Source organism: Streptococcus ovuberis (assembly GCF_012396585.1).
Taxonomy (GTDB): domain Bacteria; phylum Bacillota; class Bacilli; order Lactobacillales; family Streptococcaceae; genus Streptococcus; species Streptococcus ovuberis.
Genome location: NZ_JAAXPR010000036.1, coordinates 1 through 11744, shown reverse-complemented (window position 1 = coordinate 11744; position 11744 = coordinate 1). Strand labels below are relative to the sequence as shown.

Annotated in this window: 16 protein-coding genes and 1 pseudogene; 12 read left to right on the top strand and 5 right to left on the bottom strand. The window is 34.9% G+C overall.

Going from position 1 to position 11744, the window contains the following annotated elements; genetic code table 11:
* The 3 genes from HF992_RS11845 to rpsI form a co-directional block, all read left to right on the top strand.
* Window positions 1–203: hypothetical protein (locus HF992_RS11845; protein ID WP_210729474.1), on the top strand; the 203-nt coding region annotated here is incomplete at its 5' end.
* A gap of 114 nt (window positions 204–317) precedes the next feature.
* Entirely contained in the window at window positions 318–764 is a 447-nt protein-coding gene (gene rplM / locus HF992_RS11380; protein WP_027972471.1) for a 50S ribosomal protein L13, read from the top strand.
* Window positions 765–784: 20 nt separating this feature from the next.
* On the top strand, window positions 785–1177 hold the full coding sequence (gene rpsI, locus HF992_RS11375; RefSeq protein ID WP_168550117.1) for a 30S ribosomal protein S9: 393 nt from the start codon (window positions 785–787) through the stop codon (window positions 1175–1177).
* Between the two features lie 136 nt (window positions 1178–1313).
* Here the strand turns inward: rpsI and HF992_RS11370 are convergent, their stop codons facing one another.
* Both HF992_RS11370 and HF992_RS11365 read right to left on the bottom strand, forming a co-directional pair.
* Complete coding sequence (locus HF992_RS11370; RefSeq protein ID WP_143978584.1) at window positions 1314–2468, bottom strand: site-specific integrase; 1155 nt, start codon at window positions 2466–2468, stop codon at window positions 1314–1316.
* Between the two features lie 53 nt (window positions 2469–2521).
* A complete protein-coding gene (locus HF992_RS11365; RefSeq protein WP_027973157.1) occupies window positions 2522–3040 on the bottom strand; it encodes a helix-turn-helix domain-containing protein in 519 nt (172 codons plus the stop codon).
* A 152-nt stretch (window positions 3041–3192) separates the two neighbouring features.
* On the opposite strand from HF992_RS11365, the gene HF992_RS11360 reads away from it, so the two are divergent.
* Genes HF992_RS11360 through HF992_RS11335 form a run of 5 tightly spaced genes read left to right on the top strand, consistent with a single transcriptional unit; the run spans window position 3193 to window position 5326 of the window.
* On the top strand, window positions 3193–3477 hold the full coding sequence (locus tag HF992_RS11360; protein WP_001287945.1) for a hypothetical protein: 285 nt from the start codon (window positions 3193–3195) through the stop codon (window positions 3475–3477).
* Window positions 3478–3485: 8 nt separating this feature from the next.
* On the top strand, window positions 3486–4310 hold the full coding sequence (locus tag HF992_RS12125) for a DnaD domain protein (RefSeq protein ID WP_027972470.1): 825 nt from the start codon (window positions 3486–3488) through the stop codon (window positions 4308–4310).
* 14 nt (window positions 4311–4324) lie between these two features.
* A complete protein-coding gene (locus HF992_RS11345) occupies window positions 4325–4615 on the top strand; it encodes a DUF5962 family protein (protein ID WP_027972469.1) in 291 nt (96 codons plus the stop codon).
* Window positions 4608–4970, top strand: a complete 363-nt coding sequence (locus HF992_RS11340) for a plasmid mobilization protein (RefSeq protein ID WP_027972468.1) — start codon at window positions 4608–4610, stop codon at window positions 4968–4970. Before HF992_RS11345 ends, HF992_RS11340 begins: the two co-directional genes overlap by 8 nt.
* Window positions 4970–5326 carry a hypothetical protein gene (locus HF992_RS11335; RefSeq protein WP_027972467.1) on the top strand — a complete coding sequence of 119 codons (357 nt, stop codon included), beginning with the start codon at window positions 4970–4972 and terminating at the stop codon, window positions 5324–5326. Before HF992_RS11340 ends, HF992_RS11335 begins: the two co-directional genes overlap by 1 nt.
* Window positions 5327–5817: 491 nt before the next feature.
* Here the strand turns inward: HF992_RS11335 and HF992_RS12120 are convergent.
* A pseudogene (locus tag HF992_RS12120) lies at window positions 5818–6183 on the bottom strand (hypothetical protein).
* Between the two features lie 294 nt (window positions 6184–6477).
* Window positions 6478–7248 carry a MerR family transcriptional regulator gene (locus tag HF992_RS11330; RefSeq protein ID WP_168550116.1) on the bottom strand — a complete coding sequence of 257 codons (771 nt, stop codon included), beginning with the start codon at window positions 7246–7248 and terminating at the stop codon, window positions 6478–6480.
* 100 nt (window positions 7249–7348) lie between these two features.
* Between HF992_RS11330 and HF992_RS11325 the strand changes: the two genes are divergently transcribed.
* The 4 genes from HF992_RS11325 to cadX all read left to right on the top strand — a co-directional run bounded on the left by HF992_RS11325 (window position 7349) and on the right by cadX (window position 10836).
* On the top strand, window positions 7349–8239 hold the full coding sequence (locus HF992_RS11325) for a cation diffusion facilitator family transporter (RefSeq protein WP_024383347.1): 891 nt from the start codon (window positions 7349–7351) through the stop codon (window positions 8237–8239).
* Window positions 8240–8322: 83 nt separating this feature from the next.
* Window positions 8323–9147 carry a protein kinase domain-containing protein gene (locus tag HF992_RS11320; RefSeq protein WP_245562413.1) on the top strand — a complete coding sequence of 275 codons (825 nt, stop codon included), beginning with the start codon at window positions 8323–8325 and terminating at the stop codon, window positions 9145–9147.
* A 723-nt stretch (window positions 9148–9870) separates the two neighbouring features.
* Window positions 9871–10485, top strand: coding sequence for a CadD family cadmium resistance transporter (locus tag HF992_RS11315; RefSeq protein WP_000615743.1), 615 nt, complete (start codon window positions 9871–9873; stop codon window positions 10483–10485).
* 12 nt (window positions 10486–10497) lie between these two features.
* Window positions 10498–10836, top strand: coding sequence for a Cd(II)/Zn(II)-sensing metalloregulatory transcriptional regulator CadX (cadX, locus tag HF992_RS11310; protein WP_000711078.1), 339 nt, complete (start codon window positions 10498–10500; stop codon window positions 10834–10836).
* Window positions 10837–11503: 667 nt separating this feature from the next.
* Here cadX and HF992_RS12435 read toward each other — a convergent pair.
* Window positions 11504–11744, bottom strand: a 241-nt coding sequence (locus HF992_RS12435) for an IS3 family transposase (protein ID WP_425505617.1), incomplete at its 5' end; no start/stop codon positions are given.

Below are 11744 nucleotides of genomic sequence, written 5' to 3'. Positions count from 1 at the left end.
AAATGTTTGCCTTTTGTAGTATAATGGTTTTGCATCTCAGAGTTCCTTTTAATGTGTTTGTGGTGAACTACATTATATCTCTCTGGGATGTTTTTTCATACTCTCAACTGGCTAACTTCATTTTAGAGCTTTCTCCAGTTATCTGCACTGCTATTTCCCCAAAAAAGAGGTCCAAAGTCCTTGACTTTGGGCTTTTATTTTGATATGATGATAAACGGTATTGTTTACCCCATTTGAAAGGCCCCGGAACCCTTCAAATAACTCGTGGACCGGAACATCCACAATGTAAACAGAAACGAATTCGTATAGGAGAAATCATGAACAAAACAACTTTCATGGCTAAACCAGGCCAAGTTGAGCGCAAATGGTACGTAGTAGACGCTACTGATGTACCTCTTGGACGTCTTTCCGCAGTAGTTGCTAGCGTACTTCGCGGAAAAAACAAACCAACTTTCACACCACACACTGATACAGGTGATTTTGTCATCGTTATCAATGCTGAAAAAGTGAAATTGACTGGTAAAAAAGCAACGGACAAAGTTTACTACACTCACTCACTGCACCCAGGTGGTTTGAAGTCTATCACAGCAGGTGAATTGCGTTCTAAAAATGCAGTGCGCTTGATCGAAAAATCAGTAAAAGGCATGCTTCCACACAACACTCTTGGACGTGCACAAGGCATGAAATTGAAAGTCTTCGTTGGAGCTGAGCACACTCACGCTGCACAACAACCAGAAGTACTTGATATCTCAGGATTGATCTAAGAGGAAAGGAGCATTAAATAATGGCACAAGCACAATATGCAGGTACTGGCCGTCGTAAAAACGCTGTTGCACGCGTTCGCCTCGTTCCAGGTACTGGTAAAATCACAGTTAACAAAAAAGATGTAGAAGAGTACATCCCACACGCTGACTTACGTCTTGTTATCAACCAACCATTCGCAGTGACTTCAACTGAAGGTGCTTACGATGTATTCGTAAACGTAAATGGTGGTGGTTACGGTGGTCAATCAGGTGCGATCCGTCACGGTATCGCGCGTGCACTTCTTCAAGTAGATCCAGACTTCCGCGATTCATTGAAGCGCGCTGGCCTTCTTACACGTGATGCCCGTATGGTTGAACGTAAAAAACCAGGGCTCAAAAAAGCCCGCAAGGCATCACAATTCTCAAAACGTTAATATTCAGTTATATCAACGTTTCAGAGCACTTTGCGAAGATTTCGCAAGGTGCTTTTTTGATATTTTTGATGTTTTGATAACCTTTTTGATAACCTATTAGAAACTTTATTCTAGAAAAAATCTCAATCAAGAGATATTATTTTGCTTGATTGAGATAGTCCGCAAATTTTTTGATGGAATTTTGCTCTCCAGTTTTTGTAGTATGAGTGTAAATATCAAGTGTCATTTGACTACTTGCATGTCCTAAACGTTTAGAGGTATTAGTTGGGTCAATTCCGATTTCTGTCATAAGGGTAGCATGAGTATGTCGAAATCCGTGTGGACTGATAGGTTTTAACTTGTATTTTCTGATAATCCGTTTGAGGATATTATTGAGATAGTCCGCATGTAAAGGTTCAATCTGGTCAGAGTTTGTCAAGTAGGTAAACATGTACTCATTAGAAAGGTCTATTTTTGAAATCGCTAACTGATTTTGTTCCTGCCTATAAAGTTCTTGCCAATGCTTTAGGATATCAATTGTTTCGCTATCTAAATAAATCGAGCGAACCGAAAAGCTATTTTTAGTACCTTTTTCAATAGCATGACCATCAATTCTACCGATACTCTTATTGATGGTCAGTAGATTATTATCAAAATCTAAGTCTCCCCATCTGAGAGCGTAAAGTTCTCCCTTTCGTAAACCGCTATAAGCCAGTAAGCGAAATAAAGCAAAATGCTTATAGGGTTCAATCTCTTTTACGATTTTTAAAAAGCGATGCAATTCTTCAAGAGACCAGAAATTTTCTGATTTCTCTTTTTTTATTTTCGGCATGATAACATTTGACATTGGATTTTTGTCAATATAGTTCATGTTGATAGCAAAATCAAATATTTTAGATGTGTAAGACTTGATATGCTTCATATTTTTGAAGGTTTTTGATTTTTCTGTAATAAAATTTTGACACTCCAATGGACTGATACTACTAATTGACTTATGACCAAATATTGGAAGGATATGAATACGGTATATATCCTTAGTTTTTGCAGCGGTGGTGGCTTCGACAGTGTTTTGATAAGCTTGAAACCATTCTTGATATAAATCCTGATAGCTGATATTGGTGTTTTGCTTGGATGCTTTTAGCACTTCTGAAAGTTGACCAGTTTCTAGCCTAGCTTCATATAGCCTAGCTTCTTTCTTAGTTTTAAAGCCTCGTTTTAGATGTCGTTTCTTTTTGCCGTATTCATCTAAACCGATATAAAAGCTGACATAGTAAAAAAATCCTTTTTTTGTTTCGTATTTATGAATAGACATAATCATTCTCCGTTTCTAAGTTTTCGGAGCTTATGTAATTGAGAAATATTAGTCTATTTTCTGTCGCGATCTGCTCGTCTAATTTGAAACTCTTCGGTTTGTATCCATGTTTTCCAAATATCCGATTTTTGGCCTTGGTTATTCATAAACTTAATTAAGTCATTGATAAACGTTTCTTCATAATCCACCAAGTAGTTAGAAAGAATACGTCTAAAGTCATCTGAGAAAACCTCGTTTAAGGGCATAGACAAATGAATTTCTCCAAGCTCGATACTTTTCTTAAGTTTTTCCATATCACTCTTAAAAGGCGTTACAGAAGTAATTTCGGATATTTTAAAACTATCAGCGACTATCTTCAGTTTTGATGGAGCGTGTTTCTCATCATCAATCCCAAGGATGTATGCTACTGAGACACCAAAATAGTCTGCCAGTTTTTGAGCATTTTCTTTTTTGGGCTTTCGTATTCCTTGGTTATAGCTAGATAATGTTGGATAGGATATATCAAGTGTTTCACTGATACTTTTTATTTTTTTGCCACTTTCTTCGATAAGTTTAGCTATATTATTAGTCATAGTTACCTCCTACTTGATATTTTAACACATTTAATACAAAAAGTATAATGTCACTTGACAAGAATACAAAAAGTATTTATAATTTAAAATGTATAATAAAATATACAAATTTCGGAGTTTATTTAATTGAGAAATAGAAACGAGGTAATAATATGTCTGAAGAAGCGACTTTAGTTGTTCAACTTCCCAAAGTTTTGGAAAAACAGTTAAGGGCACATTATGATGAAATGGTCTCTACAGCTATTGAAAGAGCGCTAGAGGATAAAGAATTATATAAACCCATGGTTCGGATGGCAGCCCTTTCTAGATGGCTTGATGTGTCAACGACAACCCTTCAAAAGTGGACACGAGAAGGAATGCCTACAATGGTTATTGATGGTGTGACTCTGTACGATAAACGTGCGGTTACACGTTGGTTGAAACAATATGAAAGATGAGGTAAAGGATGGGTAATAGACGAATGTTGAGTAAGACGGTGGTGCAGACACAACGATTTTTACGCCTACCACTTGAAGCGCAGGCGCTTTACTGTCACTTGGTAGTCAATGCAGACGATGATGGTATTGTTGAAGCTTTTCCTGTTATGCGGATGATTAATGCTAATGAGGACAGTTTAAATTTATTAACTCTTAAGCAGTATTTACTCTTGTTAAACAATGAAATGGTTTACTTTATCAAGGATTTCTTTGAGCAGAATACCATCAAAGCAGATCGTTACACACCGAGTAGTCATCGTCAACTTCTTATAGATTATCTGAAGGATCATCAGTTGTTGGACTGTCTAAATCTAGGACCACGCTTGATTAATTATCTTCAAAATACTCGGCTCCAAGTTGGAGCCAGTCTGGATCCAGATGAGAACCACAATATAATTAAAGATAAGATAAGTAAAGATAGGATAGGTAAAGATAAGTTAAGTCAAGATAAGATAGGATTAGATAATAATCCAATCTTATCACGACTGACTGATGACATCTGGTTAATGGAAACACTATGGCATCGAGAATTAACCCAACAGGAGAAAGTATTATTAGAAGGATTCGCGGTTAATCATTCCTTGTTGCAGTTAGCTATTCAGAAAACAGCTGAGCTTGAGCCAAAGAAACAAAACATGAGTTATGTTAAAGGGATACTAATGAATTGGGAAGCTAGAGGGTTTATAACTGCTGACCAAGTGATAGCATCTGAAAAAGACTACTGTCCATTAGAAATTTCAAATGTGGAAGTATCTGAAGATTTCATAGCAGCTATGGATATATGGAAAGATTAGGAGGATAACAAGTGATGACAGTATATTATCAATTAGAAAATATGTTAGTGACTGGATTTAAGTCACAAGAGGAGTACGACCGCTATCAGGCTCTCAAGAGAGACTATGAAAGTGAGACGGAGGACTACAGCTTTTCTATCAGAGAAATCACAAATCAACTTGAAATCATTTGTCAGACCTCAGATAACGATTTTCCGAACTTATCAGAAGCATTAATGATTGATTATTTAGAACTGGTAGGAGAGTTGAGACGATATGATACTAAGCAGGCAGACCGATATTTAAGGATGGTCCGTTATGTCTGAACGTATCAGAACTATTTTAAAGAAGTTTTATGTGACGGAATTGCAGAATGAAGTACTTAATCAACTAGTAAATGATACAGGCTTACAAACATTCTCTAATTACGCTCGTCGGATGCTTTTTAAGGAAACGTCACTCTTTATTCAATTTGATGACTCTCAGTTTGATGAATTGATTTATTCTCTAAGACGTATTCAAAATAATTTAAGGCAATTATCTAAAATTGCAGATCAGTCTCAAGATAGTCAAGCCTACAGAGCTATGGACTATAGCAGAAGGTTAGTTTCACATTATGAAAAGGAGTTAACTCGTTACCACAAGAAAAAGAAACGGAAATTATTATCTAAGGGAGCTTAATGGATAAAAGGAGAATTAGGAACGTAATTAAACAAGTCTTTTTGTCTGAAGAAGAAAATCAAAAACTGTTAGAGAAAATGAAGCAAGATGGGTTTTCAAACTTTTCTCGTTTTGCTAGAAAGCAATTATTAAAACCTGATTTTGAAACTTGGCTAGTTAGTTTTCCAGAATATCAGCTGCTGACTGACAGGTTACTATCTGTTGGTAGAGCAATTAATAGCATCGCTAAAAGCGCAACACAGTTTGGGAAAATTTCCCAACATGATTTGATGGAATTAGGTCAGTTGATGGAGGAACTTGTAGAACTTGTAGAGAAACAAGTGAAGGAAGACAAGCAACGAATAGCTAAGAAGTGATAGTCTTCCAGTCATTTTGATAGAATAGTTTTAAATAAAACAACAAAAACGCTGATGGTGGTCAGCGTTTTTATCATGTAGTCGTTAAAAATCCTTGTACGGACAATGTGAGGCACCGGATAAAGTACGGGAAATCACTGAAAATGGAGTTAGGTCTTTGCGAGCTCAGATAGTGTATACACACTATCGCAAAAAACAAACATCAGTAAAGGTCAGACTGACACTTTTGAGCTTATATTTGTTTTTTATTTTGGGGAGAATCCCCAAACCCCTGATGAATTATACGAGCAAAAAAATTTGGGAGTAAGTTTTAGAAAGAACTATTCTACAGTATTTAAAATCTGACTTTAAGTAAATTTTTTATTATGTGACTATTAGTCTGTCTCACTCCGCTATGTGCGAGACAAAAAAACACCCGCTATGCGGGTGTGTACTGACCCCAAAAAGTTAGACAGAAAAATCTAACTTTTGAGGTCAGTACAAAAGCGTTTTTATTGTATAAAGAATATCAAATAGTTTGAGGGTTTTACTTGTCGCTGTATTTCTTCACTATCCTTTTTGTAATACTCCTGCTTTGTTCCTGAAATATCTACAGTGAATACGTCATCCTTGAAGGTATAATTCTCTTTTCGGTTTATGATATTAGAGCCAGTCAGTTCGATTGTTGCACTGTCTTTATCATTTGTAAAGTTGTCGGCCTCTCCTTTGTTGCTATTTCCTTTGTTACCTGAAATGGTAAAGGCAACTTCATTTCTACTCTCGTTTATTCAACGGCATTCGCCATCTAAAGAATTGCTTGATTGGTTAGAACATGCAACTAATAAAATTGTAGATAGAGACACTAAAAGTAATGTGATAAATCTTTATCTTTGTCAAACTTTTGTAAGTATTCATTGATTTTCATCAGCATCATTTTATTACCAAATAGTTTACAAACTTCTTTGGTCTCTAAAAAGTATTCCCTTCGTTCTTAGGCGGATAAGAACCTTTCGCCAGTATCTCCGATAGTGATAAGAAAGGTGGTAGGTAGTTTGCCATTTTTTACAAATGTCAATTGTCTCCAAGACTTCTTGGAGTACTTCGGAGTTGAGATTTTTTGAGATTAAATAATGTGCATGGTTATATCGAATAGGAGAAGAGGTGTGATCGTTTCATAAAAAATATCTTAATTCTAAGTGAGGGTTAGTAAACTTATAAGGACTTTCGATAGTTTCTAAGATTAGTATTTCTTGAATATCTTGATCGGTATTTAGCTCATTAATCCTTTGAATGATATTTTCCTTTGTGATGTGCTCTCCGTGTACATGAGCCCCCTTTAGGCAGAGTGTATTTTCTAGTTTATGATTAGAAAAATGCTTTATTTTGCAAGCTAAATACTGTATCCAAGAATCTTTACTCCTTTTAAAATAGCATCCAACTCTTTGATTGAAAGCTGCTGACGACAACGATAACGCAGTAAGTATATCATTTATCTTAACATAATAATCATCAGATAGCATCTCCCCTTCGAAAGGAATTAATAGATAATCCTCATCATTAGTTTCCATATGATAGTGAGATGTTTGATCTAACTGCTTTGATAGTTTAATTTGCAATTTAAAATCTTCTATATGGGCTTTATCTTTTTTTAGAGTCTGTTCTTTTTCTTCTATAATTTTTTGTGCTAACTGCAGTATTTCATCCGTTAGTATTTCATTTTTTTCGTTGATAAAATGACGAAATGTCTTTAGTGGAATCCCGTAGTCAGCGCATATTTTAATAGTTTTTACATATAGGACGGTAGCATGAGAATAGTACCTATATGAGTTATTTGGATCGATGTATGTTGGTTCTAAAATATTAATGGATTCATAGTAACGTAGAGCCTTAATGTGTATATTCGATAGTTTACTAAGTTGACCGATTGTTAAAAAAGATTTCATGAAATTCCTCTTGACATTACCGTAAAGGTATAGTTTATATTACAAGTATACCAAAATGTTTATCTAATTTCTAGCTCATTTTTGAAGGGAGTTGTACTTAATGAAAACTGAAAGAAATATTTTGATAGCTTTACTATTAAATTTATCATTTACAATTTTTGAAATACTTGGCGGACTATTGACAGGGAGTATAGCAATTATATCAGATGCCATACACGATTTAGGTGATGCCATCAGTATTGCGATCTCTTATTTATTAGAAAAGAAAAGTAAGCAAAAACCAGATATTGCTTATACATTTGGATATAGTAGATATTCTGTATTAGGAAGTTTGGTGACAACAACAGTATTGGTCGTAGGTTCAATAATCACCTTATATAACGGTGTCATGCGAATCGCGACACCTGTGGATGTACATTATGACGGTATGATTATTTTTGCCATCGTTGGTGTAGCAGTGAACGCAGGCGCTACTTATTTTACAAGGTCAGGCGAGTCACTTAATCAAAAAGCAGTAAATTTACATATGCTTGAAGATGTATTGGGATGGCTAGTCGTTCTATTAGGGGCAATTATAATGAAATTTACCAATATGACTATTATTGATCCCTTAATGTCAGTTGCTGTATCGGCGTTTGTATTGTCTAATGCTTTAAAAAATGGTAAGCAGATTATTGATGTTTTGTTGGAAAAAACGCCAACTAATATGCCTGTTGATGCGATTATCTCAAATGTGTTAGCGATTGATGGGGTTGAAAGTATCCACCATTTACATGTATGGACACTTGATGGTGTTAATGCTCTTGCAATGATGCATATCGTGCTAAATAAAGATAAAAGTGATATAAAAAAAGTCATTCGAGAAAATTTAAAATTACAAGGTATCAAACATGTGAACATCGAACTGGAGCGTGTAGGTGAAGCATGCATAGATAGTCATTGTCATATCGAAGATAGAACACAGCCACATCAACATTATCATAGTCAATAATAATATATGTGATTATTAACTATAAAGATGATGGTTAGGAAACTTTACCTAAACTTTGGAATAAGCGAGAAGTTATGATTTTCATGAATAATGTTTTGAGTAGATTATCCAAAGTCTATCAACTTTCTAAAAAGAACAATGGTATTATTCGTGTATATGATTTTGACCTAGATAGCTGTTCGTATACTATGGAGAGAGCTGATAGTACATTAGAGAATTTTGTAAAAGCGAGTTCTTTAAGTGATAAGTCTAAAATAAACATTATTCGACAAATTGTGCATACAATCTCCCTCGTTCACCAAAGAGGTGTCCTACACCGAGATTTAAGCCCGACAAATATTTTCTTTGTGGATAATATCATAAAACTAGCTGATTTTGGATTAGGAAAGAACCTAAATACTCTAACTTCCCACCAAACTATGGGTACTGCGTCCTTTGGGGAACTTTTCTATTGTGCTCCCGAGCAACTAACTTTATTGAAAGATGCTGATAAACGAAGTGATGTTTTTCCATTAGGATGTATTATTAACTTTGTAATGACGAGAAATCCAGAAGACTTTTCGTACTTCTTGCGTCCAGTAAGTGAAAAAGCTCCAAATCTTAATCCGGACTATAGATATGACGATGCAATTGATATGTTAAATTACCTAAATAGGTGGTTCCATATTAGAACAGCTGAAAACTTTGAGACAATGATTTGGGATAAGATCGAAAGCAGGGATTTTGATTCTGATGTTGAGAGCTATATCTATGAAATGACAGGTGCGAACTTGTGTAAAAAATGTATCTTTAAAGGTAGTGTTCTTGTAAGAGCGTTGTTGCGCTTTATGCAAATTGATGAGGCACAGGGTAAAAAGTTGATTCAATCGGTCCATTCAAGCTATAGGAGTTTTTCTAAAAGATTTTGAAGATGCGGATGTATTTGCAAATCTCTCTTATCAGATATTGAAGGGGAACTATCCTTACCCAATAAATGAGATTGCAGCAGATATGCTAAGGCATGTGACCTATGAAGTTAATTGATTTCATACATAGGATAAAATTCAGGAATTATTAGCTAGAGGGGGAGAATCGCTTATTGAAGAGATTTTAGAAAGATAGTCAATACTAGGACTACTGTTTCGTTCCACAGTATAATTCTAAAATCACTTTTACTCACTTTCGTCTATTAGTATAGAAGAAAGCTCTCAGCACACGTCGAGTGTGTTGCTCTGCTCGTAAAAGCCTAGAAATATTGGAACGAAAGGGATACTGAAAAGCCTTGAAACCAAGGCTTTTTGCTTTATGGTGGGGAAGTATCAGAGTGAGAAAATTTTTGGAATGAGTAGAAGTAATAGCTAGAAAATTTCAGTTTCTATTTCCATTTACCCTGTGGGTACGTGTTTGTTTCCATTGACAAGGAGTTTGTGGGAATAGAAACGTACCCACCTTTAATATCTCCAGAATGGGCGATTGAAGTGTGAGTTCTGAAATTGATACAATTTAACTTTTTTTGAAAAAAATTCCAAAATTTATTTTGCATTGTGAATATAAGATGAAGAACAAAAAACAATTATTCAGTATGACCTCTTTGACATCTACAAAGTTTAATGTTAGAATACATTCAAAAATATATTTGAATGAGGTGTTTTATGATTCAAAATGTTGTTACTTCAATAATCCTGTATTCTGGGACAGCCGTAGACTTACTTATTATCCTAATGTTATTTTTTGCCAAAAGAAAAAGCAGAAAAGACATCATTAACATCTATTTAGGACAATTTCTAGGCTCTGTTAGCCTAATATTGCTAAGTTTGCTTTTTGCATTTGTCTTAGATTATATTCCTAGTAAAGAGATTTTAGGTTTGCTCGGTTTGATTCCAATTTTCCTAGGCCTCAAAGTTTTGCTTTTAGGAGATTCTGATGGAGAAGCTATTGCCAAAGAAGGTTTGAGCAAAGATAATAAAAACCTGATTTTTCTAGTCGCTATGATTACTTTTGCAAGTTGTGGTGCTGACAATATTGGTGTCTTTGTCCCATATTTTACTACCTTAAATTTATCGAATTTGATAGTGGCTTTACTGACCTTTCTAGTCATGATTTATCTCTTGGTTTTTTCTGCCCAAAAATTGTCACAAGTCCCTTCTGTTGGAGAAACTTTGGAAAAATATAGCAGATGGTTTATTGCCGTTGTCTATTTAGGATTGGGGATGTATATCCTGATTGAAAACAACAGCTTTGACATGCTATGGGCTGTGTTAGGCTAGGAGAAAAAAATTATGAAAAAAGATAGTATCTGTCAAGTGGATGTTATAAATCAACAAAATGTTACAACCGCAACGAACTACCTTGAAAAGGAAAAAGTCCAAAAATCACTTCGCATTTTATCAAAATTTACCGATAATAAACAGATAAATATCATCTTTTATCTCCTTGCCGTCGAAGAACTCTGTGTCTGCGATATAGCCTGTTTATTAAATCTCAGTATGGCATCTGCCTCCCACCATCTTCGTAAACTAGCCAATCAAAACATCTTGGACACTAGAAGAGAGGGGAAAATTATATATTATTTTATAAAAGATGAGGAAATCAGAGATTTTTTTAATCAACTAGGATAACAACTCCATGATTATAGGGGATTATATATGAAATTTTTTGATGAAAATTACTCACAAGAAATAATATATAGAACTATTTAAATATCTTCAGGATAGAAAAAGAAATTGTCCAGGAACAAAGAAACTGTATATTTGTTCCTGGACAATTTCTTTATGATACAGTATTTCGTATTTCTCAACTACATAAGCTCCGAAAACATATTTTTGATAACCTTTTGATAACCCTTAATCTGAAATAATAGGTTATAAGTGATAAGAAACGAATAAAGTATCTTATGGGTGCCTGTTATTGTTGATATTTATCAAAGTATGATAAAAGGAATAAAAAACCAGGTCTTAAGAAAGCTCGTAAAGCAAGTCAATTTAGTAAACGTTAATCTACTGGTCAGATTGTTGTTTATCTCAAACACTCCTCAAATTGGGGGAGTGTTTTTGTGTCTAAATTGACGGGACAGTTGACGCAGCTGTTACGACTTTAGTCGTTTACAGATGCGGCTGCAAATCCCGTAGGGTTTGCCTCAAAACGTTAATATCCAGTTATATCAACGTTTACAGGCACTTTGCAAGTCACTTGCAAGGTGCCTTTTTTGCGTAAAAGTGAGCGTGGTAATCCTTTTGGTAATCTCTTAAGACCTGGTTAAATTTTGGTGGAAAAATAAAGCTAGGTTTATTTAGCTTTATCGATGTATTCGGCAAATCTGGCAATGGATTGTTTTTCGCCAGTTTGTGTAGCATGACTGTAAGTATCCAGGGTCATTTGGCTGCTAGCATGTCCTAAACGTTTTAAATTTGTTTTGATTCGTTTGTTGTTGTAGTAAAAAATGTAATCTGTAATAGCTTGTTCAAGTTCATCTAGTGATTGATATAACCTTTCAAATCCGTAGAACATCTCAGATTTAAGAATGCCA